This window comes from Kroppenstedtia sanguinis (genome assembly GCF_050433445.1).
Taxonomy (GTDB): Bacteria; Bacillota; Bacilli; order Thermoactinomycetales; family DSM-45169; genus Kroppenstedtia; species Kroppenstedtia sanguinis.
Genome location: NZ_JBNPXF010000017.1, coordinates 25476 through 51551, shown reverse-complemented (window position 1 = coordinate 51551; position 26076 = coordinate 25476). Strand labels below are relative to the sequence as shown.

Annotated in this window: 32 protein-coding genes and 1 other annotated feature; all 32 genes read left to right on the top strand. The window is 53.5% G+C overall.

What is annotated here, in order from left to right:
* Window position 1: 1 nt before the first annotated feature.
* The 32 genes from JOD24_RS11155 (at window position 2) to rplN (ending at window position 26035) form a co-directional block, all read left to right on the top strand.
* Window positions 2-433 carry a Mini-ribonuclease 3 gene (locus tag JOD24_RS11155; protein ID WP_380166962.1) on the top strand — a complete coding sequence of 144 codons (432 nt, stop codon included), beginning with the start codon at window positions 2-4 and terminating at the stop codon, window positions 431-433.
* Window positions 423-1166: a 23S rRNA (guanosine(2251)-2'-O)-methyltransferase RlmB gene (gene rlmB / locus JOD24_RS11150; RefSeq protein WP_380166960.1), complete on the top strand. Its 744-nt coding sequence runs from the start codon at window positions 423-425 to the stop codon at window positions 1164-1166. Before JOD24_RS11155 ends, rlmB begins: the two co-directional genes overlap by 11 nt.
* Window positions 1167-1169: 3 nt before the next feature.
* Window positions 1170-1679, top strand: coding sequence for an NYN domain-containing protein (locus tag JOD24_RS11145; protein ID WP_380166958.1), 510 nt, complete (start codon window positions 1170-1172; stop codon window positions 1677-1679).
* A gap of 75 nt (window positions 1680-1754) precedes the next feature.
* A complete protein-coding gene (sigH, locus tag JOD24_RS11140) occupies window positions 1755-2408 on the top strand; it encodes an RNA polymerase sporulation sigma factor SigH (RefSeq protein WP_380166956.1) in 654 nt (217 codons plus the stop codon).
* Window positions 2409-2998: 590 nt separating this feature from the next.
* Window positions 2999-3148 (top strand): 50S ribosomal protein L33, encoded by a 150-nt coding sequence (gene rpmG, locus JOD24_RS11135; protein ID WP_380166954.1) that lies wholly within the window; start codon window positions 2999-3001, stop codon window positions 3146-3148.
* Window positions 3149-3172: 24 nt separating this feature from the next.
* Window positions 3173-3394, top strand: coding sequence for a preprotein translocase subunit SecE (gene secE, locus JOD24_RS11130; RefSeq protein WP_380166952.1), 222 nt, complete (start codon window positions 3173-3175; stop codon window positions 3392-3394).
* 43 nt (window positions 3395-3437) lie between these two features.
* Window positions 3438-3971: a transcription termination/antitermination protein NusG gene (nusG, locus tag JOD24_RS11125; RefSeq protein WP_380166950.1), complete on the top strand. Its 534-nt coding sequence runs from the start codon at window positions 3438-3440 to the stop codon at window positions 3969-3971.
* A gap of 163 nt (window positions 3972-4134) precedes the next feature.
* Window positions 4135-4560 (top strand): 50S ribosomal protein L11, encoded by a 426-nt coding sequence (gene rplK, locus JOD24_RS11120; RefSeq protein WP_380166948.1) that lies wholly within the window; start codon window positions 4135-4137, stop codon window positions 4558-4560.
* A gap of 82 nt (window positions 4561-4642) precedes the next feature.
* Window positions 4643-5341 (top strand): 50S ribosomal protein L1, encoded by a 699-nt coding sequence (rplA, locus tag JOD24_RS11115; protein ID WP_429246910.1) that lies wholly within the window; start codon window positions 4643-4645, stop codon window positions 5339-5341.
* A 25-nt stretch (window positions 5342-5366) separates the two neighbouring features.
* Window positions 5367-5511 (top strand) — a sequence feature (ribosomal protein L10 leader region).
* A gap of 24 nt (window positions 5512-5535) precedes the next feature.
* Entirely contained in the window at window positions 5536-6051 is a 516-nt protein-coding gene (rplJ, locus tag JOD24_RS11110; RefSeq protein ID WP_380166944.1) for a 50S ribosomal protein L10, read from the top strand.
* A gap of 68 nt (window positions 6052-6119) precedes the next feature.
* Complete coding sequence (rplL, locus tag JOD24_RS11105) at window positions 6120-6485, top strand: 50S ribosomal protein L7/L12 (protein WP_380166942.1); 366 nt, start codon at window positions 6120-6122, stop codon at window positions 6483-6485.
* A 65-nt stretch (window positions 6486-6550) separates the two neighbouring features.
* Window positions 6551-7159: a class I SAM-dependent methyltransferase gene (locus tag JOD24_RS11100; protein ID WP_380166940.1), complete on the top strand. Its 609-nt coding sequence runs from the start codon at window positions 6551-6553 to the stop codon at window positions 7157-7159.
* Between the two features lie 324 nt (window positions 7160-7483).
* Window positions 7484-11035 (top strand): DNA-directed RNA polymerase subunit beta, encoded by a 3552-nt coding sequence (rpoB, locus tag JOD24_RS11095; RefSeq protein WP_429246909.1) that lies wholly within the window; start codon window positions 7484-7486, stop codon window positions 11033-11035.
* A 98-nt stretch (window positions 11036-11133) separates the two neighbouring features.
* Window positions 11134-14757: a DNA-directed RNA polymerase subunit beta' gene (gene rpoC / locus JOD24_RS11090; RefSeq protein WP_429246908.1), complete on the top strand. Its 3624-nt coding sequence runs from the start codon at window positions 11134-11136 to the stop codon at window positions 14755-14757.
* 121 nt (window positions 14758-14878) lie between these two features.
* The gene (locus JOD24_RS11085) at window positions 14879-15127 is read left to right on the top strand and encodes a ribosomal L7Ae/L30e/S12e/Gadd45 family protein (protein WP_380166934.1); all 249 of its coding nucleotides are present in this window, start codon (window positions 14879-14881) and stop codon (window positions 15125-15127) included.
* Window positions 15128-15281: 154 nt separating this feature from the next.
* Window positions 15282-15695, top strand: coding sequence for a 30S ribosomal protein S12 (gene rpsL, locus JOD24_RS11080; RefSeq protein ID WP_380166932.1), 414 nt, complete (start codon window positions 15282-15284; stop codon window positions 15693-15695).
* 41 nt (window positions 15696-15736) lie between these two features.
* Window positions 15737-16207, top strand: a complete 471-nt coding sequence (gene rpsG / locus JOD24_RS11075) for a 30S ribosomal protein S7 (RefSeq protein ID WP_380166930.1) — start codon at window positions 15737-15739, stop codon at window positions 16205-16207.
* A 43-nt stretch (window positions 16208-16250) separates the two neighbouring features.
* A complete protein-coding gene (gene fusA, locus JOD24_RS11070) occupies window positions 16251-18326 on the top strand; it encodes an elongation factor G (protein ID WP_429246907.1) in 2076 nt (691 codons plus the stop codon).
* Window positions 18327-18434: 108 nt separating this feature from the next.
* Window positions 18435-19625 carry an elongation factor Tu gene (tuf, locus tag JOD24_RS11065; protein WP_380166926.1) on the top strand — a complete coding sequence of 397 codons (1191 nt, stop codon included), beginning with the start codon at window positions 18435-18437 and terminating at the stop codon, window positions 19623-19625.
* A 388-nt stretch (window positions 19626-20013) separates the two neighbouring features.
* Entirely contained in the window at window positions 20014-20334 is a 321-nt protein-coding gene (locus JOD24_RS11060; protein WP_380166924.1) for a CHY zinc finger protein, read from the top strand.
* Between the two features lie 254 nt (window positions 20335-20588).
* The gene (gene rpsJ / locus JOD24_RS11055; protein WP_009710910.1) at window positions 20589-20897 is read left to right on the top strand and encodes a 30S ribosomal protein S10; all 309 of its coding nucleotides are present in this window, start codon (window positions 20589-20591) and stop codon (window positions 20895-20897) included.
* A gap of 34 nt (window positions 20898-20931) precedes the next feature.
* The gene (gene rplC / locus JOD24_RS11050; RefSeq protein WP_380166922.1) at window positions 20932-21561 is read left to right on the top strand and encodes a 50S ribosomal protein L3; all 630 of its coding nucleotides are present in this window, start codon (window positions 20932-20934) and stop codon (window positions 21559-21561) included.
* Window positions 21562-21586: 25 nt separating this feature from the next.
* Window positions 21587-22213: a 50S ribosomal protein L4 gene (gene rplD, locus JOD24_RS11045; RefSeq protein WP_429246906.1), complete on the top strand. Its 627-nt coding sequence runs from the start codon at window positions 21587-21589 to the stop codon at window positions 22211-22213.
* The gene (gene rplW / locus JOD24_RS11040; RefSeq protein WP_380166918.1) at window positions 22210-22497 is read left to right on the top strand and encodes a 50S ribosomal protein L23; all 288 of its coding nucleotides are present in this window, start codon (window positions 22210-22212) and stop codon (window positions 22495-22497) included. The genes rplD and rplW overlap by 4 nt, the downstream gene beginning before the upstream one ends.
* Window positions 22498-22524: 27 nt before the next feature.
* Window positions 22525-23358: a 50S ribosomal protein L2 gene (gene rplB, locus JOD24_RS11035; RefSeq protein ID WP_380166916.1), complete on the top strand. Its 834-nt coding sequence runs from the start codon at window positions 22525-22527 to the stop codon at window positions 23356-23358.
* Window positions 23359-23397: 39 nt separating this feature from the next.
* Complete coding sequence (rpsS, locus tag JOD24_RS11030; protein WP_009710915.1) at window positions 23398-23679, top strand: 30S ribosomal protein S19; 282 nt, start codon at window positions 23398-23400, stop codon at window positions 23677-23679.
* A 51-nt stretch (window positions 23680-23730) separates the two neighbouring features.
* Window positions 23731-24063 carry a 50S ribosomal protein L22 gene (gene rplV, locus JOD24_RS11025; RefSeq protein WP_380166982.1) on the top strand — a complete coding sequence of 111 codons (333 nt, stop codon included), beginning with the start codon at window positions 23731-23733 and terminating at the stop codon, window positions 24061-24063.
* 13 nt (window positions 24064-24076) lie between these two features.
* The gene (gene rpsC / locus JOD24_RS11020; protein WP_380166914.1) at window positions 24077-24736 is read left to right on the top strand and encodes a 30S ribosomal protein S3; all 660 of its coding nucleotides are present in this window, start codon (window positions 24077-24079) and stop codon (window positions 24734-24736) included.
* Between the two features lie 2 nt (window positions 24737-24738).
* The gene (rplP, locus tag JOD24_RS11015; protein ID WP_380166912.1) at window positions 24739-25170 is read left to right on the top strand and encodes a 50S ribosomal protein L16; all 432 of its coding nucleotides are present in this window, start codon (window positions 24739-24741) and stop codon (window positions 25168-25170) included.
* Window positions 25160-25372, top strand: a complete 213-nt coding sequence (gene rpmC / locus JOD24_RS11010; RefSeq protein WP_380166910.1) for a 50S ribosomal protein L29 — start codon at window positions 25160-25162, stop codon at window positions 25370-25372. Before rplP ends, rpmC begins: the two co-directional genes overlap by 11 nt.
* Entirely contained in the window at window positions 25369-25635 is a 267-nt protein-coding gene (rpsQ, locus tag JOD24_RS11005) for a 30S ribosomal protein S17 (RefSeq protein ID WP_380166908.1), read from the top strand. The genes rpmC and rpsQ overlap by 4 nt, the downstream gene beginning before the upstream one ends.
* A 31-nt stretch (window positions 25636-25666) precedes the next feature.
* Window positions 25667-26035 carry a 50S ribosomal protein L14 gene (gene rplN, locus JOD24_RS11000; protein WP_380166906.1) on the top strand — a complete coding sequence of 123 codons (369 nt, stop codon included), beginning with the start codon at window positions 25667-25669 and terminating at the stop codon, window positions 26033-26035.
* Window positions 26036-26076: the final 41 nt, after the last annotated feature.

Here is a 26076-nt window from a genome sequence, read left to right as displayed (position 1 = left end):
GATGGAGTCGATTTTAGGACAGACTGAAACACTGAAAAAAAGACCGGAAGAGATCCACCCCTTGCTGTTAGCGTACCTGGGGGATGCGGTCTATGAACTATTTATTCGCCATCACCTGTTGGCCCAGGGAGAGACACGACCCAATCAGATCCACGGGCAGGCAGTCCATTTCGTGTCTGCTGCTGCACAGGCGGAGGCTGTCAGGTTACTGGAGCACGACTTGACTGAAGAAGAAAAAGCGGTGGTCAAGCGGGGAAGGAACGCCAAGTCCAGGAGTATTCCCAAAAACGCCAACACACTTGATTATCGTTACAGCACGGGTTTGGAAACTTTGATCGGATATTGGTATCTCACCGGAAATATCGATCGGTTGACACAAGGGATGGAGCAGGTGATCCAATCACTGGAGGGAGCGTTGGAGGATGGAGAATGAATGGGTGATCGGCCGCCGGGCAGTGAAGGAGGCTCTGAGAGCAGGACGCCCCATGAGCAAACTTCTGGTGGCGGAAGGGGCTGGCAAGGGAAAGGGCGGGCTCGGTCCTCTCCTGGGTGACGCTCGGCGAAAGGGAGTCAATGTACAGCAGGTGCCTCGCCAGACTTTGGATCGGGTGGCCGCGGGTGCCAATCATCAAGGAGTGGCGGCTCAGGCGGAACCCTGGCGTTATGCGGAGCTGGAAGAGCTGTTCCAGCGGGCGGAGGAGCGGGAGGAATCCCCTTTTTTTCTGTTGCTCGATGGGATTGAAGATCCTCATAATCTCGGATCGATCCTTCGCACCGCGGATGCTTCGGGTGTTCATGGTGTGGTGATCCCCAAGCGACGGTCTGCAGGTCTCACACCGACGGTGGCCAAGACCTCCGCTGGCGCCATTGAGCATATTCCGGTGGTCCGGGTGACCAACCTCAACCGGACTGCCGACGAGTTGAAGGAACGGGGAATCTGGCTGATCGCTGGTGATGCAGATGCTCCCGCCCGCTATGATGAGGTGGATTATTCCCTTCCCGTCGCTCTCGTCATTGGTAATGAAGGAAAGGGAGTTAGTCGCCTTCTCAAGGAGAAGTGCGATTATACCGTGGGTCTGCCCATGAAGGGGGCTGTCTCTTCCCTCAACGCTTCCGTGGCGGCGGCACTCCTCATGTATGAAGTGCTTCGCGGACGGGAGAAATGAGCTGTGAAGGACTTGGAAGAGTGGCTCATCGTGGATGGATACAATGTGATCGGGGCCCATGAGGAGTGGTCCCGGCTCCCTCTGGAAGAAGCCCGTCACCAATTGGCGACCTTGCTGTCGGAATACCAGGCTACCTCTGAGCGCCGGGTGTTCCTCGTCTTTGATGCACATCGGATTCCGGGAGCAGGGTCTCGACATTCGGAACAACAAATCACGATCTATTACACCAAAGAACACGAGACGGCGGATCAGATGATCGAACGCCTGGTCAAGCAGCATCGAAAGAGCGGGCGCCGAATTTATGTAGCTACCTCCGATTATCTGGAACAGCGGATCGTGTTCGGACAGGGGGCCTACCGCCTTTCCTCCCGGGAGTTGCTGGAGGAATTCAGGCGGATGAAAGGGAATATTTCCAGCGAACTCAAGGGGGCCTATGAGTCCAAGAACACCCTGGGACAGGGGCTGGGGGAGGAGATATTGAAAACGCTGGAAAATTGGAGACGGAAAAAATAGGTGAAAAATTGACGTTTTTGTTGCAACTCAGCTATAATATAGCTATCATGGTTTTCCAGCCAACGGGTCGGAGGGATGAAAGTGAGCGTCAATCTCCAATGTACGTTGACGGACTATGAATTGATGGCCGACGAAGAGCTGGTGGAATACGTCCGAGCGGATGATGGGGCTGCACTGGAACAATTAATCAACAAATACAAAAATTTCGTGCGCGCCAAAGCTCGCTCCTATTTCCTCATTGGAGCAGACCATGAAGACATTGTGCAAGAAGGTATGATTGGACTGTTCAAGGCGATTCGGGATTTCCGCGGGGACAAGCTGGCCTCCTTCAAAGCTTTTGCCGAGCTGTGCATCACACGCCAGATCATCACCGCGATCAAGACGGCGACCCGTCAAAAACACATTCCGCTCAACTCCTATATTTCCTTGGACAAGCCCATCTACGATGAGGATTCCGACCGCACCCTGATGGATATTTTGACAGGGGGAAGGGCTTCGGATCCGGAAGAACTCTATATCAATCAGGAAGAGTTTGACGACATCGAGGACAAAATGTCACAAATTTTGAGCGATTTGGAGCGTCAAGTGTTGATGTTGTACTTGGACGGACGATCCTATCAGGAGATCGCCGTCGACCTCAAACGGCACGTCAAATCCATCGACAATGCCCTCCAACGTGTGAAACGGAAGCTGGAGCGTTATATCGAAGTACGTGGGGTCTCTTCCTAGAAACGTTGTGAAAAAGTCGTCACAGGAGGGTTGGGTTGGAATTTTTGGATCATCCCAACTGGGGTGACGAAATGTGCAACCCCATCCCGACCGTCTTCCAACGTAGGTTATCTCAACGTTTCTAGGGCGATGCATCATTTCCGTTTCGATGTAAAAGAGAAGGAGAAGCTTTTGTGACCGGGAGATCCTCTGCATCCATCAGGCACTCGTCTGCCCTGAAGTTGCTTTTACTCCCTGGTCTCGCTATGCTTTGGTAAGGGTTTGGCGACGATTATGCAGGGCCCCCGGTGAGGATTGATTAGACATAACCTAGGGGAAAGATTTCTATGGGGAAACCCGAAATGCGTTTGTCATCACCGACTATGATGGTCCTTGCTCTCTAATTTCGACATGATGTGTCAATTTCCTTCTCTCTCGCGAAAAAAAGTGAAAAGAATTCCCGATGGTTTGAAGCGGGGAAACCTCGTCAGTCATGGAGGGCATGTCTTCTGATTCATTGACATGCCATTCTTCGTATGATAATGTTGTTTGGGTATTTGTATGGTGTCTGTAAAAATTTGTGGGCGCTGTATTCGAGGAGGTGGTTGATCATGCGTGTTTTGATCACGTTGGAATGCACAGAGTGCAAGGAGCGTAACTATTCGTCCACTAAAAATAAACGGAATCATCCCGATCGCATGGAATTCCGGAAACATTGCCCCCGTTGCAACGGGCACACCCTGCATCGCGAAACCAAATGATGTGAGATTTAGGGGGGGACGCTCATGGGTTTTCTCGGCCGACTTGGCACTGGCATCAAACGGAGCGTGACCGGAATTATCGATTTTTTCAAGACTGGCGTTGCCGAACTGAAAAAAGTTCGTTGGCCCACGCGTCAAGAAATGATCAAGTTTACGCTGGTCGTGATCGTGACGGTAGTTCTGGTTACGCTGTTTATCTTGTTGATCGATTTAGGGATTGCTACACTGATCGAGCAAATCAGCTAATCTTGTGTCATAAGGGGGGACAGGGCCATTATGCCCTGATTTCATGGAGAAGAACTGGTATGTGGTCCACACCTATTCGGGGTACGAGAACAAGGTGAAAACCAATCTGGAAAAACGTGTCCACTCTATGGACATGCAAGATAAAATTTTTCGCGTTCTCGTCCCGACGGAAGAGGAAGTGGAACACAAAGACGGGAAAAAGAAAATAGTCCAGCGCAAGGTTTTCCCGGGATATGTGTTGGTCGAGATGGTGATGACCGACGACTCGTGGTATGTGGTGCGCAACACCCCCGGTGTGACGGGCTTCGTCGGTTCGCCTGGGGGCGGGGCGAAACCGACCCCCCTTATGCCCGAGGAAGTTCACGCCATTCTCAATCAGATGGGGATGGAAGAGGCCCGGCCCAAAGTGGCCTTTTCCGTTTCGGAAAGCGTCAAGGTGTTGGAGGGTCCCTTCGCAGATTTTGTCGGCAAGATCGAAGAGGTGGATCCCCATCGCCAGAAGTTAAAAGTACTGGTGAACATGTTCGGTCGGGAAACTCCAGTGGAGCTTGATTTCAACCAGGTGGGAAAAATTTGAACCTGTGTACGGTCTTTCTTTTTGGCTGAATTTGTGATAAGTTGATTGTGTTTGCTTCCGGCTGATTCGGGACTTGTGCCACATCCCGGACAGCACCCGGTTTTGTCTGACCGTGGGAGGGTTTAACCCGAGGGAACCACATTCTGGAAGGGAGTTGGATGGTGTGGCCAAAAAAGTCATCAAAATCGTCAAGCTGCAGATCCCGGCTGGCAAAGCGAATCCGGCACCGCCGGTAGGTCCGGCGCTGGGGCAGGCGGGCGTCAACATCATGGGATTCTGTAAGGAGTTCAATGCTCGCACCTCTGATCAGGCGGGGATGATCATTCCGGTGGAAATCACCGTGTTTGAAGATCGTTCGTTCACCTTTGTGACGAAAACCCCTCCGGCAGCGGTTCTGTTGAAAAAAGCAGCCGGCATTGACAAAGCTTCCGGAGAGCCCAACAAGAGCAGTGTAGCGACGATCAAGCGGGATAAGGTCCGCGAAATTGCGGAGTTGAAAATGCCTGATTTGAATGCTGCCGATGTAGAAGCCGCGATGCGGATAGTGGAAGGAACCGCTCGCAGCATGGGAATCCGCGTCGAAGACTGAGTGTGACTGCACCGATGACCGCCACGGGTTGTCGGTGCGAGTGGGAGGATCATCCGTTATGACCACGAAGGGAGGAAATACCGTGGCTAAACATGGCAAGAAGTATCAAGATGCATTGAAGAAAATCGACCGGGAACAAGCTTACGAGTTGGAGGAGGCCCTCCAGCTGGTGAAAGAGGTGGCTCCGGCCAAGTTTGACGAAACTGTCGAAGCTGCTTTCCGTTTGGGTGTAGACACCAAGCGTGCCGACCAGCAAGTGCGCGGTGCTGTGGTGTTGCCTCACGGGACGGGTAAGACCAAGCGGGTGCTGGTCTTCGCCAAAGGCGAGAAAGCCAAGGAAGCCGAGCAAGCCGGTGCTGATTTTATAGGCGAAGAAGATCTGGTCCAAAAAGTGAGCCAAGGCTGGCTGGACTTTGATGTGGTGATTGCTACCCCAGACATGATGGGTCAAGTGGGTAAGCTAGGCCGGATCTTGGGGCCTCGGGGATTGATGCCCAATCCGAAAACCGGGACCGTCACTTTTGAGGTGGCCAAGGCCGTCGAAGAAGTGAAAGCAGGTAAAATCGAGTATCGCGCCGACAAGGCTGGCAACGTTCATGCTCCGATCGGCAAGGTTTCCTTTGGTACCGACAAATTGGCCGAAAACTTCCGGGTTTTGATCGATACTTTGATCAAGGTCAAGCCGTCAGCCGCCAAGGGCCAATACATGAAGAGCGCTACTGTCTCTTCCACCATGGGACCGGGGGTCGGTGTCAACACTTCCAGTTTCACCGGCCGCTGATGTGCTTCATCAATCTGTGCCATCACAATTGAATCAGATTCTGCCGTAGACAGCCGGTGCACCGGAACAGGTGCTTAAATTCCTGCCGAGGTATGAACATACATCCGTCCTATGAGGATGGGTTTGTTCCCGGCCTTCGTCTGTCTGCGAAGGCCTTTTCCTTTGCCGATACTTTAGTTGAGGAGGTGGATCCCATGTCCACGGCAATTGAGAACAAGAAGCAGATTGTGGCTGAAATCGCCGATAAGTTGACCCAGAGCAAGTCGACGATCCTGACGGATTATCGCGGGCTCGGTGTCTCTCAGATGACCGAACTGCGCAAGCAACTTCGGGAAGCCGGTGTAGAATACCAGGTACTGAAAAATACCATGACTCGCCGCGCGACAGCCCAAACGAACCTGACCGAACTGGATGACAAACTGGTGGGGCCGACAGCTATTGCCTTCTCCAATGAGGATGTAGTGGCACCTGCCAAGATTCTGCACAAGTTCGCCAAGGAAAATAAAGAGCTGGAGATCAAAGGCGGAGTGGTGGAAGGACAAGTGGTTAGCTTGGAGCAGATCACCGAGCTGGCTGAACTGCCCTCCCGGGAAGGTCTCCTGTCTATGCTTCTGTCCGTGTTGCAGGCGCCGATGCGCAACTTCGCCCTGGCTGTTCAAGCAGTGGCCGACAAAGATGGCGAGGGCGAAAGCAAAAGCGCCGAAGCTTAAGCTGGGTTTGGGAGATTCTCTGCTTCTTAGAGATCTCGTGAAAAATACATTTATCGGGAGGTACCATCATGAGTAATGAGCAAATTCTTGAAGCCATCAAAGGCATGAGCGTGCTCGAATTGAACGAATTGGTAAAAGCGATCGAAGAAGAGTTCGGTGTTACCGCCGCGGCTCCTGTTGCAGTGGCTGGCGCTGCCGGAGCTGAGGAAGCTGCTGAAGAGCAAACTGAATTTGACGTCATCTTGACTGCCGCCGGCTCCTCCAAGATCAACGTCATCAAAGCGGTTCGGGGAATCACCGGTCTGGGTCTGAAAGAAGCCAAGGCGATGGTGGACGGTGCCCCGGCTCCGGTCAAGGAAGGCGCCTCCAAAGAGGAAGCCGAAGAAATTAAGTCCAAACTGGAAGAAGCCGGTGCTACGGTGGAGCTGAAGTAATCCGCCTGACATGCCGGACCCGCCGGCGATTAGCCGGCGGTTTTTCATTATCGAGGTGAATGAGGATGACGGACCACTATTTTTCCAAGGAACCCGGTGTAGCCAGGGATGAACGGGAAATCACAGCGCTTTTGCGCGGGAAGACTTTTCGTTTTCTGGTGGATGCCGGTGTTTTTTCAAAGAAAGGGGTCGATTATGGATCCCGGCTCTTGATCGATACTGCCGAGCTACCTGAAGAGGGGGAGATCTTGGATCTGGGGTGTGGCTATGGACCGGTGGGGATTGCTTGTTCCGTCTTTGCACCGCACTGTCGGGTCACGATGGTGGATCTCAACCGCAGAGCATTGGAGCTGGCACGGCAAAATGCAGAACTCAACGGAACTTCCCGGCAAGTGGAGATCCGGGAGAGTGATGGTTTGTCAGCCCTCAGGGATCGGCGGTTCGATTCCATCCTGACCAACCCTCCCATTCGTACCGGCAAAAAGACAGTTTACCGGTTGTTTGCAGAGGCCTATGAACAATTGGTTCCAGGGGGATGTCTCTGGGTCGTCATCCGTAAACAGCAAGGAGGCGCTTCGGCCAAGAAGGAGCTGGAAACCCGATTTGCCGAAGTGGATCTGGTAGAGAAGAAAAAGGGCTACTGGATCCTTCGTGCCTGGAAATCAAATGCATAAAAATCATTGACGCGGGTATTGGCCTGTGATATCATTTTGTAATGCTATCCCACTGCTTGTGGAATGCAGCCATTCGACAGCATCAGGGAGTTTTTGTCGTGAATATACAAGGAAGTTTTTGGTTACGCTATGAAAATAGACCATATGGTTGGAAATAAGAGACACTATTGGGTGGTTTATATAGGGGTCATTGGAGTGGATTCAGAAAAGTCCTCTGGGAGCATTCTGAGGTGTCAGAGTGGATGTTGACAGTGGATGGCCATGTGTGGAAGCGACCTTTATGAGGTCGTGAACCAATCGACTGGATTCGAGGGGGGAGCTTGTTTGGCGGGTAAATTAGTCCAATACGGTCGGCGAAAGCGGCGCAGTTACGCAAGGATCAACGAAGTGCTTGAACTGCCCAACCTGATCGAAATCCAGCAACAGTCTTACCGGTGGTTTCTGGATGAAGGTTTGAAAGAGATGTTTGAGGATATTTCACCCATCGAAGACTTCACAGGCAATCTGGTTTTGGAGTTTATCGATTACACTTTGGAAGAACCGAAGTACTCCGTCGATGAATCCAGAGAGCGGGATGCCACCTATGCCGCCCCTTTGCGGGTGAAGGTTCGCCTGATTAACAAAGAGACTGGCGAAGTGAAAGAGCAGGAAGTCTTTATGGGGGATTTCCCGTTGATGACGGACACGGGCACCTTTATTATCAACGGTGCAGAACGAGTCATCGTCAGCCAGTTGGTCCGGTCGCCCAGTGTCTACTATAATAGCAAAGTCGACAAAAACGGGAAACCCACATTTACCGCCACCGTCATTCCCAACCGCGGGGCGTGGCTAGAGTTTGAAACCGACGCCAAGGACATTATCTATGTACGAATCGATCGTACGCGGAAAATTCCGGTGACGGTCCTTTTGCGTGCGCTCGGTTATTCTAGCGATGCCGAAATCCTGGATCTTCTGGGTGATGACGAATACGTCCGAAACACGCTGGACAAGGACAACACAGGTAACACTGAGAAAGCTTTGATAGAAATCTACGAGCGACTGCGCCCGGGTGAGCCGCCCACGGCGGATAATGCCCGAAGCTTGTTGTTTTCTCGTTTCTTTGATCCGAAGCGGTACGACCTGGCTAATGTAGGTCGATACAAGATTAATAAGAAACTCCACATCAAGAATCGGCTGTTAAACCAACGCCTAGCTGAAGCCGTGGTCGATCCCGAGACGGGAGAGATTATCGCTGAAGCGGGTGAGGTGGTGGACCGTCGGTTGCTGGAGCGCATGCTCCCCCATATGGAAAAAGAGGGGGGACTCGGATGGACGGAAACTTCCGTTCGTGGCGGGGTGCCGGAGGACGGTTTGATCCGTCTGCAATCTCTAAAGGTTTTCTCTCCCATTGAGGATGGAAAAGTGGTTGAGGTGATCTCCAACGGTCAGATTGACAAGGGTGTAAAGAATATCACGCCAGAGGATATCATCGCCTCCATTAACTATTTCATCAATCTTCTCCACGGGGTGGGGAGCACCGATGACATCGACCATCTGGGGAATCGACGCCTCCGTTCTGTAGGCGAACTGTTGCAAAACCAGTTTCGTATCGGCCTCTCCCGGATGGAGCGGGTGGTTCGGGAGCGGATGTCGATTCAGGATGCCAATGCGATTACCCCTCAAGCGTTGATCAACATCCGACCGGTAATTGCCTCGATCAAGGAGTTTTTCGGGAGCAGTCAGTTGTCTCAATTTATGGATCAGGTTAATCCTTTGGCGGAATTGACCCACAAGCGGCGTCTGTCCGCCCTCGGACCTGGGGGACTGACCCGGGAGCGGGCCGGTATGGAAGTCCGGGACGTTCACCACTCTCACTATGGCCGCATGTGTCCCATCGAGACGCCGGAAGGTCCCAATATCGGATTGATCAACTCCCTGTCCTCCTTTGCCCGGATCAATGAGTACGGTTTTATTGAGACGCCCTATCGGAAAGTGGACCCTGAGACTCACAAGGTAACAGAAGAGATCTCTTATTTAACCGCGGATGAAGAGGACAACTACTATGTGGCTCAGGCCAATGCCGAATTGGATGAGGAAGGGCGCTTCGCCAGCGAACAGGTAGTGGCACGGTACAAGGAAGAGGTTCTCCCCCTTCCTCCGGAGCGGATCGACTATATGGATGTCTCCCCGAAACAGGTGGTATCCGTAGCCACGGCCTGTATCCCCTTTTTGGAGAACGATGACTCCAACCGGGCGCTCATGGGATCCAACATGCAGCGGCAAGCGGTTCCTCTTCTCAAACCAGAAGCTCCGTACATTGGCACGGGGATGGAATACAAGGCGGCCCGGGATTCCGGTGTCATGATCCTGGCTAAACGTCCTGGTGTGGTAGAACGGGTCTCCGCTGATGAGATCTGGGTGCGCCATGAGGAAGAAGTGGACGGTCAGGTGGTGCGCGGGGATCTGGATAAATATAAACTGCGCAAGTTTATCCGTTCCAACCAAGGGACCAGCATTAACCAACGGGCGCTCGTCCGTGCCGGTGAACGAGTGGCAAAAGGGGATACCTTGGCTGACGGTCCTTCCACCGACAATGGGGAAATGGCTCTGGGACGGAACGTCCTGGTGGCATTTATGACCTGGGAAGGGTACAACTACGAGGATGCCATCCTTCTGTCCGAGCGTCTGGTCAAAGAAGATGTCTATACCTCGGTTCACATCGAGGAATACGAATCCGAGGCCAGGGACACCAAGCTGGGACCGGAGGAGATCACCCGGGATATTCCCAACGTGGGGGAAGATGCCCTGAAAAATCTGGATGAACGCGGGATTATTCGCATTGGTGCCGAAATCAAGGCCGGTGATATCCTGGTGGGGAAAGTGACGCCCAAAGGGGTCACCGAACTGACGGCGGAGGAGCGCCTCCTCCATGCTATCTTTGGGGAGAAGGCGCGGGAGGTGCGTGACACCTCTCTGCGGGTCCCTCACGGAACAGACGGCATTGTCGTCGACGTCAAAGTGTTTGAACGGGAAAACGGGGACGAACTTCCTCCAGGTGTCAACCAAATGGTCCGCGTCTATATCGCTCAGAAACGGAAGATTTCCGAAGGGGACAAGATGGCTGGCCGTCACGGAAACAAGGGGGTAATCGCTCGGGTGTTGCCTGAGGAGGATATGCCCTTCCTGCCTGACGGAACCCCGGTGGAAGTGGTGCTGAATCCCTTGGGGGTTCCTTCCCGGATGAATATCGGGCAAGTGCTGGAAGTGCACTTGGGAATGGCAGCACGGCAGATGGGATTGCATATGGCCACCCCTGTCTTCGACGGAGCCTCGGAAATGGAGGTCTTTTCAGCCCTGGAAGAAGCAGGCCTGGACCCTGACGGAAAGACTACGCTCCATGACGGCCGCACCGGTGATGCTTTTGAAAATCGGGTGACTGTGGGCGTCATGTATATGATCAAACTGGCTCACATGGTGGACGACAAGATTCATGCTCGTTCCACCGGACCTTACTCTTTGGTCACACAGCAACCTCTGGGCGGAAAGGCTCAGTTCGGCGGACAACGCTTTGGAGAGATGGAGGTGTGGGCGCTGGAAGCCTATGGTGCGGCCTACACCCTCCAGGAAATCCTCACGGTCAAATCTGACGATGAGATCGGACGTGTAAAAACTTATGAATCGATCGTCAAGGGTGAGAATGTCCCTGAACCTGGGGTCCCCGCTTCCTTCAAAGTTCTGATCAAGGAACTGCAGAGCCTTGGCATGGATGTCAAACTGATGGGGAGAAACCAGGAAGAGATCGAGATCAGAGAATTTTACGCAGAGGACGATGAACCGGCCAACGAACGAAACGGCTTGGTTGTGGAACAGGAGCAAGCAAAGCGGTCGACTTCGTAACCGGTTTGCCGGGCCTCAATCAAAGAGGCGTTTTGCCATCAAAGGATCTCCGCCGGCCGACAGGTTGATACGGGATGATCCCGAGGGAGGAATGCCCAGTGTTGGACGTCAACAACTTTGAGTATATGAAAATCGGTCTCGCCTCGCCGAATAAAATCCGCTCCTGGTCCCGGGGCGAAGTGAAAAAACCGGAGACAATCAACTACCGGACCCTGAAGCCGGAGAAGGAAGGTCTTTTCTGCGAAAAGATCTTCGGACCTACGAAAGACTGGGAATGTCATTGCGGAAAGTATAAACGTGTGCGTTACAAAGGCGTGGTCTGTGACCGCTGCGGCGTCGAGGTGACACGGTCCAAAGTGCGCCGGGAGCGGATGGGACATATCGAACTGGCTGCGCCGGTGTCCCATATCTGGTACTTCAAGGGGATTCCCAGCCGGATGGGCTTGGTTCTGGATATGTCTCCCCGTTCTCTGGAGGAAGTGATCTATTTTGCCTCCTACGTGGTGGTGGACCCTGGTGCCACCCCACTGGAGAAGAAACAGCTCCTGTCGGAGAAGGAGTACCGCAACTACCGAGAAAAATACGGAAATGCTTTTACCGCGATGATGGGAGCAGAAGCGATTAAGCGTCTGCTCGCCGAGATCGACCTCAATAAGGAAGTGCAAGCCCTGAAAGAGGAAATGAACACGGCACAAGGGCAGCGCCGCAGTCGGGCGATCAAGCGGCTGGAAGTGTTGGAGTCTTTCCGCGCCTCCGGTAACCAACCGGATTGGATGGTGTCGGATGTCCTGCCCGTCATCCCGCCGGAATTGCGTCCGATGGTACAACTGGACGGGGGGCGTTTCGCCACCTCCGATCTGAACGATCTCTACCGTCGGGTGATCAACCGGAACAACCGCTTGAAGCGCCTTCTGGATTTGGGTGCTCCGGATATCATCGTGCAAAATGAGAAACGGATGTTGCAGGAGGCCGTCGACTCTCTGATCGATAACGGACGTCGCGGTCGTCCGGTCACCGGACCGGGCAATCGTCCGCTCAAGTCTCTTTCTCATATGCTGAAGGGGAAACAAGGTCGTTTCCGTCAAAACCTGCTGGGAAAACGGGTAGACTACTCGGGTCGTTCCGTGATCGTCGTCGGTCCCTATCTGAAGATGTATCAGTGTGGTCTGCCCAAGGAGATGGCACTGGAACTGTTCAAGCCTTTTGTGATGAAAGAGCTGGTGGCAAAAGGTCTGGCTCACAATATCAAAAGTGCCAAGCGGAAAGTGGAACGGATTCATCCCGAAGTGTGGGACGTGTTGGAAGAGGTAATCAAGGAACACCCAGTGCTCTTGAACCGTGCGCCGACGTTGCACCGGCTGGGTATCCAGGCTTTTGAACCGATCTTGGTGGAAGGGCGGGCCATCCGGTTGCATCCGCTGGTCTGTACCGCCTACAATGCCGACTTTGACGGAGATCAGATGGCGGTTCATGTGCCGTTATCTGCGGAAGCTCAAGCGGAAGCGCGCCTGCTGATGCTGGCGGCGCAGAACATCCTCAATCCGAAAGACGGAAAACCGGTGGTCACCCCTTCTCAAGACATGGTGTTGGGATGTTACTACCTGAGTTTGGAGAAGGCCGGAGCGCCTGGGGAAGGAAAAGTCTTTACCGGACCCGGAGAAGCGATCAACGCTTACACCCAAGGAATTGCCGGACTCCACACGCGGATCGCGGTGCCGGTGAAGAGCCTGAACAAAGAGTGCTTTACCGAAAAGCAACAAGAAGCGTTTTTGTTGACCACCGTCGGCAAGTTGATTTTCAACGAGATCTTCCCTCCCGGCTTCCCTTATATCAATGAGCCTTCCAAGACCAACCTGATGGACGGGACACCGGAGAAGTATTTCATTTATGAAAAAGGGGTCAACATCTCTGAGAAAATCAAGAGTATGCCGGAGCAAGAGGCGCTCAAAAAAGGGTTCCTGGGTACAGTGATCGCTGAAAGCTTCCGCCGTTTTGGTACCAAGGAAACCTCGGTGCTCATGGACAACATGAAATCCCTGGGTTACTCCTTCTCCACCAAGGCTGGCATCACCATGTCCGTCTCTGATGTGGTGGTACCTGAGGAGAAACAAAAGATCCTGGACGAGGCCGAAGAGAAGGTAGCAATGGTCCTCAAACAGTACCGTCGCGGTCTGATCACCGAAGATGAGCGTTATGAGCGGGTGATCTCCGTCTGGAGCCAAGCTAAGGATGATATCACCGATGTGTTGATGAATAAATTGGGTAAATTTAACCCGATCTATATGATGGCCAACTCCGGTGCCCGGGGGAACGTTTCCCAGGTGACCCAGCTGGCCGGAATGCGCGGTCTGATGGCGGACCCGGCAGGCCGTATCATCGAGTTGCCCATTAAGTCCAATTTCCGCGAAGGGTTGACGGTGCTGGAGTACTTTATCTCCACCCACGGGGCCCGGAAAGGTCTGGCGGACACGGCTTTGCGGACCGCAGACTCTGGCTATCTGACCCGCCGTTTGGTAGATGTGGCTCAGGATGTGATCGTCCGGGAAGACGACTGTGGCACCGACAAAGGGCTGTTAGTCAGCAAGATCGCCGACGGCGGCGAAGTGATCGAGGAGATGTATGACCGGATCGTGGGTCGCATGGCTTTTCAAACGGTTCGTCATCCGGAAACAGGTGAGATTTTGGCTCATCGCAATGAGCTGATCGATGAGGAGAAGGCGAGCCGAATCGTAGAGGCTGGCGTAGAGGAAGTAGTGATTCGCTCCGTCCTCAGTTGCCGCACTCAACACGGGGTTTGCCGCATGTGCTACGGTCGCAACCTCGCCCTGGGAACCCACGTGGAGATCGGGGAAGCGGTGGGCATCATCGCAGCTCAGTCCATCGGAGAACCCGGAACCCAGTTGACGATGCGGACCTTCCATACCGGCGGTGTGGCTGGCGATGACATCACCCAGGGTCTGCCGCGGATTCAGGAGCTGTTTGAAGCTCGAAATCCCAAAGGGCAGTCCATTATCACTGAGATCTTCGGAACGGTGAAAGAGATCCGTGAGGTGAAGGAACGCCGGGAGATCGAAGTGGAGGGAACCGTGGAGACCAAGACCTACCAAATTCCCTATGGCTCCCGGTTGAAGGTGAGAGAAGGGGATCAGGTGGAAGCTGGTGACGAGCTGACTGAAGGCTCTGTTGATCCCAAGGAATTGCTCCGAGTGAAAGGGGTTCGCGGTGTGCAGGAGTACATTCTCCAGGAAGTGCAAAAGGTGTACCGCTTGCAAGGGGTGGAGATCAACGACAAACACGTCGAAGTGATGATCCGCCAGATGATGCGCAAAGTCCGCATCACCGATTCGGGAGACACCGATCTCTTGCCGGGCGCTGTTGTCGACCTTCACGATTACGAAGAAGCCAACCGAAAGGTGCTTCTTGCGGAGCAAGAACCAGCTGTGGCACGGCCGATCCTGCTCGGGATCACCAAGGCTTCTCTGGAGACGGAGTCCTTCCTGTCGGCGGCTTCCTTCCAAGAAACCACTCGTGTCCTGACAGATGCAGCCATCAAAGGTAAGGTGGACCGTCTCCTCGGTCTCAAGGAGAATGTCATCATCGGGAAATTGGTTCCGGCGGGAACGGGAATGGCCCGCTATCGCAATCTGGAGGTGGAGGGGGAGCATGAATCCTCAACTGCCGAATTTCCGGATATCGCGGATGATAAAATTTTAGTGGAATAAGCGGATTCTGCGCTCTTGAAGGTTTTCGGAAGCAGGCTTTCACCACTTGTTGACAATGTCAGTTTCAGGTGATAATATATCGACGTGTGCTTGGGCTAATTCACTTTGGAGGGCGTTTGGTATGTCTTATGATAAAGTGAAGAACGCTAAATCACTCTTGATCGGAGCCAAGCAATCCAAAAAAGCGATCCAACAGGGGAAGGCCCGGGAAGTGGTGATTGCGACAGATGCCGACGAGCAGCTCAAGCAATCGCTAGTCCAGATTTGCCGGAACCATGGGGTGGCCGTCAGCTATGTTGATTCGATGCAAGGACTTGGAAAAGCTTGCGGGATCGATGTGGGCGCGGCGACTGCCACGATATTGGAATAAAGATTGGTACAGCCAAATCCCAGAGACTGACCGCATGCTGGTTTGACACGGGTGCGGTCGGTATTTGGGTTGGTTTCCAATTTTGCGTCGCAAAATGATCCGCCTGGTTCTGTGGACTTGAATGCAAAGCATCCCAATCGAGGAGGTGAAAGAGATGCCGACAATTAACCAGTTGATCCGAAAAGGCCGCAAAAGCAAAGTGTCCCAATCGGATTCTCCGGCGCTTCAATTCGGGTACAATAGCTTCCGGAAGAAAGCGACTGAACAAAACTCGCCACAAAAGCGTGGTGTGTGTACCCGTGTCTACACCACTACACCGAAGAAGCCGAACTCGGCACTCCGTAAGGTGGCTCGTGTGCGCTTGAGTAACAACATTGAGGTTTCTGCGTATATTCCGGGAATCGGACATAACTTGCAAGAACACTCTGTGGTGCTGGTTCGCGGCGGTCGTGTAAAGGATCTCCCCGGTGTCCGCTATCACATTGTCCGGGGAGCACTAGACACCTCCGGGGTACAAAACCGGATGCAAGCCCGATCCAAATACGGTAGCAAACGGCCCAAGAAATAACATCATCGATCGATACAACTAAGCCAAAGGAGGGAAGACGATTGTCGCGAAAAGGACCCGCACCCCGCAGAGAAGTGTTGCCGGACCCGATTTACAACAGCAAATTGGTCACCCGTTTGATCAGTCGCTTGATGTACGACGGAAAGAAAGGGAAGGCTCAACGCATTCTCTATGACTCCTTCGATCTGGTACGTGAACGCTCCGGTAAAGATCCGATGGATGTCTTTGAACAAGCGATGAAAAACGTAATGCCGGTTCTGGAAGTAAGGGCTCGCCGTGTAGGTGGGGCTAACTACCAAGTGCCGGTAGAGGTGAAGCCGGAGCGGCGCACCAGCTTGGGACTTCGTTGGCTGGTAAACTACGCTCGCCTGCGCGGTGAAAAATCGATGCAGGAACGTTTGGCCAACGAATTGCTGGATGCTGCCAATAACAACGGTGCTGCTGTCAAGAAGAAAGAAGACATGCACCGCATGGCGGAAGCCAACCGTGCTTTTGCTCACTATCGCTGGTAATTTGGCTTCCCCATTCTCGTCAACATGAAAGGAGACATCTCCGATGGCACGTGAGTTTTCCTTGCAAGACACGCGCAACATCGGGATTATGGCTCATATCGACGCCGGTAAGACCACGACAACAGAACGGATTTTGTTCTATACCGGCCGGGTTCACAAAATCGGTGAAACTCACGAAGGCGCTGCCACCATGGACTGGATGGAGCAAGAACAGGAACGGGGGATCACTATTACCTCCGCCGCCACTACAGCCCAGTGGAAAGGTCATCGGATCAATATCATCGACACACCCGGCCACGTGGACTTCACTGTCGAAGTGGAGCGGTCCCTGCGCGTGCTGGATGGGTCGGTCGGGGTCTTCTGCGCCAAAAGCGGTGTGGAACCTCAATCGGAAACCGTCTGGCGTCAGGCGGATAAATACCATGTCCCCCGAATTGCCTATATCAATAAGATGGATATCATCGGGGCCGACTTCTTTGGCGCCGTCGACCAGATTCGTGATCGTCTCGGGGCTAACGCAGTTCCGATCCAGTTGCCGATCGGGAAAGAGGATACCTTTGAAGGGATCATCGACCTGATCAAAAATGTGGCACACTTCTACCTGGATGATCTCGGTACCAAATCGGAAGACCGGGAAATTCCGGAAGAGTACCAGGAACTGGCCCAAGAGTACCGCACGAAAATGGTCGAAGCGATCGCCGAGTTGGATGAAGACCTGATGATGAAGTATCTGGAAGGGGAGGAGCCGACAGAAGAGGAACTGAAGAAAGTTCTCCGCAAAGGTGTTGTCAACGTGGAGATCATCCCTGTCCTCTGTGGCTCATCCTATAAAAACAAAGGGGTTCAGCCGATGCTGGATGCCGTCGTCGACTATATGCCTTCTCCGCTGGATGTTCCCCCGATCCAAGGGGAGCTGCCCGACGGCAGTGAGGCACATCGCAAATCCGACGACAACGAGCCCTTTTCGGCTCTGGCCTTCAAGATCATGACGGACCCCTATGTGGGTAAGTTGACCTTTTTCCGGGTGTATTCTGGTACGTTGGACTCTGGTTCCTACGTGCTGAACAGCACCAAGGACAAGCGAGAGCGTGTGGGACGGATTCTGCAAATGCACGCCAATTCCCGCCAAGAGATCAAAACTGTCTATGCTGGGGATATCGCCGCTGCTGTCGGTCTGAAAAGTACGAGCACCGGTGACACCCTGTGTGACGAAAAGCATCCGATTATCTTGGAATCCATGGTCTTCCCTGAACCGGTGATCGATGTGGCTATCGAGCCGAAAACGAAGAACGACCAGGATAAGATGGGGATGGCATTGGCCAAGCTGGCAGATGAGGATCCCACCTTCCGGACGGAAACCAATGAAGAGACGGGTCAAACGATCATCTCCGGTATGGGTGAACTCCATTTGGAAGTGCTCGTCGATCGCTTGAAACGGGAGTTTAAGGTGGAGGCCAATGTGGGGAATCCGCAGGTCGCCTACCGCGAAACCTTCCGTTCTTCTGCCAAGGTGGAAGGGAAATTCATCCGCCAGTCCGGTGGACGCGGTCAGTACGGTCATGTCTGGATCGAATTTGAGCCGATGGAAGAAGGTGGCGGCTTCGAATTCGTCAACAAGATTGTCGGCGGTGTGGTGCCGAGGGAATATATCCCCGCCGTTCAAAGCGGGGTGGAGGAAGCTTTGCAAAACGGGGTGCTGGCGGGTTATCCGATGGTGGATATCCGTGCCACCTTGTACGATGGCTCCTACCACGATGTAGACTCCTCGGAAATGGCCTTCAAGATTGCTGGATCCATGGCCCTGAAAGCGGCTAAGTCCAAGTGTCAACCGGTTTTGCTTGAACCTGTTATGAAGGTGGAAGTCACCGTTCCGGAAGACTACATGGGCGATGTGATGGGGGATATCAACTCCCGTCGCGGTCGGGTAGAAGGAATGGAAGCCCGTGGCCCCGCCCAAGTGATTCGGGCGATCGTGCCACTGGCCGAGATGTTCGGTTACGCAACCAACCTGCGTTCTCGGACGCAGGGTCGCGGGGTGTACACCATGCACTTCGATCACTACGAAGAAGTGCCGAAGAACATCGCTGAAGAGATTATCTCCAAGGCCTCCGGTCAGTAATTCGCTGGTTGCCTCCCATTCGGTGAAGAAGGTTGTGGAAGCCTCGCTTCCCGGCTTTCTCCCCTATACATCAAATAATGATTGAGATCTAAAGGAGGATTTCGAGTCATGGCCAAAGCCAAGTACGAACGTACGAAACCACACGTGAACATCGGTACCATCGGTCACGTGGACCATGGTAAAACCACTCTGACCGCTGCGATCACCACGATCCTGTCGACCCGGGGCGGAGCTACTGCCACCGCTTATGACCAAATCGACAAGGCTCCGGAAGAAAAAGAGCGGGGAATCACCATCTCCACCTCTCATGTGGAATACGAAACCGAAAACCGTCACTATGCCCACGTAGACTGCCCAGGCCACGCTGACTATGTGAAAAACATGATCACCGGTGCCGCCCAGATGGACGGAGCGATCCTGGTGGTGTCCGCTGCTGACGGCCCGATGCCGCAAACTCGTGAGCACATCCTGCTTTCCCGTCAATCCGGTGTGGAATACATCGTGGTCTTCCTGAACAAAGTGGACCAAGTGGATGACGAAGAACTGCTGGAACTGGTGGAAATGGAAGTTCGTGAACTGCTGTCCGAGTACGACTTCCCCGGCGACGACATTCCGGTCGTATCCGGTTCTGCCCTCAAGGCTTTGGAAGATCCGAACAGCGAATGGGGAGAAAAGATCCTCGAACTGATGGCCCAAGTGGACGAGTATGTCCCGACCCCGGAACGGGATAAGGACAAACCCTTCTTGATGCCGGTCGAAGATGTCTTCACCATCACCGGTCGTGGTACCGTAGCTACCGGTCGTGTGGAGCGTGGGATGATCAAGGTCTCCGATGAAGTAGAAATCGTCGGGATCGATGATGAAACTCGGAAAACCGTGGTCACCGGGGTGGAAATGTTCCGCAAGATGATGGATCAAGCCGAAGCTGGTGACAACATCGGCGCCCTGCTCCGTGGGGTCAACCGGGAAGATATTCAGCGCGGTCAAGTGCTGGCTAAACCTGGTAGCGTGAACCCGCACACCAAATTTAAAGCTCAGGTCTATGTCCTGAGCAAAGACGAAGGTGGCCGTCACACCCCCTTCTTCAACGGTTATCGTCCCCAGTTCTACTTCCGTACCACCGACATCACCGCTGTGATCCGACTGCCGGAAGGCACCGAAATGGTGATGCCCGGGGACAACATTGAAGTGGAAGTGGAACTGATCGCCCCGATCGCCATCGAAGACGGTACTCGCTTCACCATCCGTGAAGGCGGCCGTACCGTGGGTGCCGGTTCCGTGACTGCGATCAACGAATAATCTTTTGATGCCGAAAAAGCTCCCGCATTGCGGGAGCTTTTTTTATGAGGTGCATGAGGACGATGGGGTTTCTACACAGGGAAGCCTGGGGATCACTTGAATCGCTTTTGGCTCGTAAAGACGTTGGCGTGGAATTTGAAATCTATTAAAAACTAAAGTCGATTTTCTCGTGGTTGCTAATGGTGACGAAAGATTTGGTAGAAGTAATCCAGTCTTGGTTTAATTCCTGCAGGGACCTTGATTTTGTGCCTTGCCCTTCGGATCGGATCTCGATCTTGCCAGAGCCTATTCTTTCAAAATCGGCTCGCGTCTGACTTGTCGTATACTCTTTCAAACCTTGCTCCATTGATTCCTATGGAGGGAAGAAGATAGAGGGGAGGGGGAGAGAATGGTCACCGTTTACGGACCTGTGATCGATTCACAAACCCGATGCAAGCATTATCATTCAAAGAAAGATATTATCGCTATTAAATTCAAGTGTTGCAACAAGTACTATCCTTGCTATCGATGTCATGCAGAGTGTGAGAATCATCCCATCTCGGTATGGCCAAGTGAAGAGTTTGATGAAACCGCCATCTTGTGTGGAGTTTGCAGAACCGAATACACCATCCATCACTATTTGCAAATAGATCGCTGTTCACATTGTGGTTTTCAATGGAATGAAGAGTGTAAAAAACATTACCGTCTTTATTTTCAAATGCCGATTTGACAGGATCGAAATGTAATCTTTATACTTGGTTTCGGGTTATTTTTGCTAATCTAGGGAGAGATGGGCGAAAAAAGCGGGGAAGATCCCGTTTTTTTCTTGCAATGGGCCCACACTTTCCGTATAATAGGGAATGTTGGTTTTGAACGGCGATGATGCGGAAGGTTGCCGACACGCCCGGCCCCTTTGCCACAGGCGTGGGGAAATTTCCGTGGAGCAAGTTCATTTAAAAAAATGAGCGAAAAGGAGGGGCATGAATGGCAAAGCAGAAGATTCGCATTCGCCTCAAGGCGTATGATCACCGTGTGTTGGATCAATCGGCGGAGAAAATCGTCGACACGGCCAACCGGACCGGGGCGGATGTATCCGGACCGATCCCGCTTCCGACGGAACGGGCTGTCTACACGATCCTTCGTGCAGTTCACAAATACAAGGATTCGCGGGAGCAGTTCGAGATGCGCACGCACAAGCGGTTGATCGACATTGTCAATCCCACGGCTCAAACTGTGGACGCGCTGATGCGACTCGACTTGCCGTCCGGCGTTGATATCGAAATCAAACTCTGATCCAAAATAGGCTAGCCGGTAGGAGGTGTGCGACGTGAAAGGAATTCTCGGTAAAAAACTGGGGATGACTCAGGTGTTCGGCGAAGACGGCACTGCCATCCCCGTAACGGTGATCCATGCCGGTCCGTGTTCCGTTCTGCAAAAGAAAGAGGCGGATACCGACGGCTACGAATCCGTGCAACTGGGTTTCGGTGACAAAAAAGAACACCGGGCTAACCGTCCGGAGGCAGGCCACGCCAAAAAAGCGGGGTCGACGCCAAAGTCTTTCGTCCGTGAGATTCGTGGGATGAATCCGGCCGACTATGAGTTGGGCCAGGAAGTGAAAGCGGACCTGTTCAACACAGGTGAATGGGTGGATATCACTGCCACGTCCAAGGGGAAAGGATTTGCCGGTGCTATCAAACGGCATAACCAAGCCCGCGGACCGATGAGCCACGGTTCCCACTACCATCGGGGCCCCGGTTCTTTGGGTGCTGTCGATCCTGCCCGTGTCTTCAAGGGGCAAAAATTGCCCGGACGCATGGGCCACGACAAAGTGACCATCCAAAACCTGCAGGTGGTTCAGGTAGATTCGGAGAAAAACCTGCTCCTGATCAAAGGGTCCATTCCGGGTCCGAAAAACAGTTATGTTGTCATCCAATCTGCGGTGAAAGCCGCACAGTAACGTCAACGGGAAGGGAGGAGACGACATGCCGAAAGTGAATGTACTGGATATGAACGGTAGCCAGGTGGGCGAGTTGGAATTATCCGATTCCGTCTTCGGAATTGAGCCCAACGCATCGGTTCTGCATGATGCTGTTGTGATGCAACAGGCATCTCAACGTCGCGGATCCCATGCTGTGAAAAACCGTGCCGCTGTCCAGGGTGGCGGACGGAAGCCCTGGAAACAGAAAGGGACGGGACGTGCCCGCCATGGCAGTATCCGTTCCCCGATCTGGGTCGGTGGTGGTGTGGCCTTCGGTCCGACACCCCGTAGCTACAGCTATAAACTGCCGAAAAAGGTGCGCCGACTGGCGATTCGCTCTGCGCTATCGTCCAAGATCAAAGCAGATGAACTGGTCGTACTGGACCAACTGACGCTGGAACAGCCGAAAACCAAGGAGATGGTGAAAGTCCTCTCCAACCTCCAGGCAGACCGCAAAGCGTTGGTCGTCGGCAGTGGGTATGACGAAAATGTGGTTCTGTCTGCACGGAATATCCCCGGAGTCAAGTTTATCGATGCCCAAGGGTTGAACGTGCTGGACGTGTTGAACCACGATAAACTGATCATCACCCGGGATGCGGTGACACGCATAGAGGAGGTGCTCGGGAAATGAAGGATCCCCGCGACATCATCCGGCGCCCGGTGGTGACGGAGAAGACCACGGATCTGATGGAAGACAACAAATATGTCTTCGAAGTGGATCTCAAGGCCAACAAGACCGAGGTTAAAAACGCGATCGAAAAGATTTTCGATGTCAAGGTAGCCCAAGTGAACACCATGCGGGTGAAAGGGAAGCCGAAGCGCCTCGGCCGTCACGCCGGTCGCACTTCAGACCGAAAAAAAGCGATTGTCAAGTTGACCGAAGACAGCAAGAGCATCGAGCTTTTTGAAGTTTGATCACCTGAAGGAAAAGGAGGGAACCCCATGGGTATCAAGCACTTTAAACCCACGTCGCCCGGACGCCGGCAGATGACGGTCTCCACCTTCGAGGAGATCACCACTGACAAGCCGGAGAAGTCCTTGACGGCTCCCCTGGTCAAAAATGCCGGGCGGAACAATCAGGGACGGATCACCAACCGGCACCAAGGCGGCGGTCACAAACGCAAATACCGGATCATCGATTTCAAACGGAACAAAGATGGCATTCCCGGCAAGGTTGCTACTGTGGAATACGATCCCAACCGTTCTGCCAACATCGCTCTGATCCATTATGCCGATGGTGAAAAACGCTACATTCTGCACCCCAACGGTCTCAAAGTGGGCGATGTGATCATGTCTGGTGTCGATGCCGACATCAAGACCGGAAACGCTCTGCCCCTGGCCAATATTCCGGTGGGTACGGTGATTCACAACATCGAACTGAAACCGGGTGCCGGTGGGAAAATGGTTCGCGCCGCAGGCGGCCAAGCGCAGCTTCTCGGTAAAGACGGAGGATATGCTGTAATTCGTCTTTCATCCGGTGAAACCCGGATGGTGCGGATTGAATGCCGGGCCACGATCGGCCAGATCGGAAACCAAGATCATGAACTGCTCAATGTGGGGAAAGCAGGTCGCTCCCGCTGGCAGGGCAAGCGGCCGACGGTTCGCGGTTCGGTGATGAACCCGTCTGATCACCCCCATGGTGGTGGTGAAGGTCGCGCTCCGATCGGACGTGTCTCCCCGGTTACTCCCTGGGGCAAACCGACCATCGGTTACAAGACCCGGAAGAAAAACAAGCCGTCTGACAAGTATATTGTCCGTCGCCGCAAAAAGAAGTAATCACATCCCGGAGCGGGAGTTAGAAAGGGGGGTGGATGCATGGGTCGCAGCCTAAAGAAGGGACCTTTCGCAGACGACCATCTGTTGAAGAAAGTACGGGAAATGGGTGACAAGGAGAACAAGAAGGTCATCAAGACTTGGTCTCGTCGTTCCACGATCTTCCCTGAATTCGTCGGACATACTATTGCCGTTCACGATGGTCGAAAACATGTCCCGGTATACATCACTGAAGATATGGTGGGCCACAAGCTGGGTGAATTTGTCGCCACGCGGACTTTCAAGGGTCACGCCGGGGACGACCGGAAAACCCGGAAACGGTAAAGTGACGGAATCTGACAGGTCAGCCAGAGAGGAGGTCAGATGATGGAGGCAGTGAAATCCAAGGCGGTTGCGCGTTACGTACGGATGTCACCTCGCAAGGTGCGTTTGGTGATCGATCTGATCCGCGGCAAATCTGTGGATGAAGCGCTGGCGATTTTGCGGTTTACCCCCCGTGCCGCCTCACCGATCATCGAGAAGGTGCTGCGGTCGGCGATTGCCAATGCAGAGCACAACTACAGCATGAAACCCGGCGAGCTGGTGGTAGACCAAGCGATGGTGGACGAAGGGCCGACGATGAAACGGTTCCGTCCCCGTGCGCAAGGACGTGCCGGCCGCATCAACAAGCGGACCAGCCATATTACGGTGGTCGTATCTGAAAAATAAGGAGGGATAGAGATTGGGTCAGAAAATAAACCCGGTGGGGCTTCGCGTCGGCATCATCCGTGACTGGGAATCCAAATGGTACGGAGGCAAGGACTACGCCGACATGCTCCATGAAGACATCGAGATCCGTGAATACCTGTTTAAACGCTTGAAGGATGCAGGGATCTCTTCCGTGGAAATTGAACGGGCGGCCAACCGTGTCAACCTGACCATCCACACCGCCAAGCCGGGGATGGTGATCGGAAAAGGCGGCTCTGAGGTGGAAGCTCTGCGCAAAGCGTTGACCAAGATGACCGGCAAGAAGGTTCACATCAATATCGAAGAGATCAAGACGCCTGAGTTGGATGCCCGTCTGGTGGCGGAAAACATCGCTCAACAATTGGAACGCCGGATCTCCTTCCGTCGTGCGATGAAACAGACGATCCAGCGTACTCTGCGCTCCGGTGCCAAAGGGGTTCGCACCCAGGTGAGCGGCCGGTTGGGCGGTGCTGATATCGCACGGACCGAAGGCTACAATGAAGGAACTGTCCCTCTGCACACTCTTCGTGCAGACATCGACTATGGCACTGCGGAAGCCCACACGACCTATGGACGGATTGGAGTGAAAGTGTGGATCTACCGCGGTGAGGTGCTCCCCGCCAAGAAAAAGGGAGATGCGGAAGGAGGCAAGTAACCATGTTAATGCCGAAACGCACGAAGTTTCGTAAGGAACATCGCGGTCGGATGAAAGGCCGGGCCAAAGGCGGAACGGAAGTGGCCTTCGGCGAATACGGTCTGCAAGCGTTGGAGCCTTCCTGGATCACCAACCGGCAGATCGAAGCAGCCCGGATTGCGATGACTCGGTATATGAAACGTGGCGGTAAAGTATGGATCAAAATCTTCCCGGATAAACCCATTACGCAGAAGCCTCTCGAGGTTCGGATGGGTAGCGGGAAAGGCTCTCCTGAAAAATGGGTGGCTGTCGTGAAACCCGGCAAAATTCTGTTTGAGCTGGCCGGTGTACCGGAAGAAGTGGCTCGGGAAGCCATGCGGCTGGCGGCTAACAAGTTGCCGATCAAAACCAAGTTCGTAATTCGAGATGAAGCGGGTGGTACACATGAAAGCTAAAGAGCTGGTAGAAATGACCACCGCCGAGATCGATCAGAAACTGGCTTCGCTGAAAGAGGAGTTGTTCAACCTCCGGTTCCAATCGGCTACCGGGCAGTTGGACAATACCGCCCGGATCCGCCAGGTTCGCAAAGATATCGCCCGTTGCAAAACGGTGGTGCATGAACGCGAACTCGGGATTGAAAGGAGGAAACAGGCATGACCGAAGAACGCAACCGTCGCAAGGTTCGCGTGGGCAAGGTCGTCAGCGACAAGATGGATAAAACGATCGTCGTTGCGGTGGAAACCTATAAAAAAGACTCTCTGTACGGGAAGCGCGTGAAGTACAGCAAAAAATTTAAAGCCCATGATGAAGAGAACAGCGCCAAAACGGGAGACGTCGTGAAAATCATGGAAACCCGTCCGTTGTCCAAGGACAAACGGTGGCGCCTCGTAGAGATTGTGGAAAAAGCTGTCATCGTTTAACCAGATCTGACTGGCGGAAGGAGGGATACCGATGATTCAGCCGCAAACCCGTTTGCGCGTTGCAGACAACTCCGGGGCTAAAGAACTGATGTGCATCAAAGTTTTAGGCGGTTCCAAGCGAAAATCGGCTGGGATCGGCGACGTGATTGTCGCATCGGTGAAACAGGCTACACCCGGGGGCGTTGTCAAAAAAGGTGAGATTGTGAAATGCGTGGTGGTTCGTTCCAAACGCCCGAGTCGCCGTCCGGACGGATCCTATATTCGATTTGACGAAAACGCCGCCGTTGTGATCCGGGACGACAAAAGCCCGCGGGGGACCCGGATCTTCGGACCCGTCGCGCGAGAGCTCAGGGAACATGAATTTATGAAAATCATTTCGCTGGCTCCGGAAGTGCTCTGATTTTCCATGCCACAGAGCCTGTAACGACCGGTTGAAGGAGG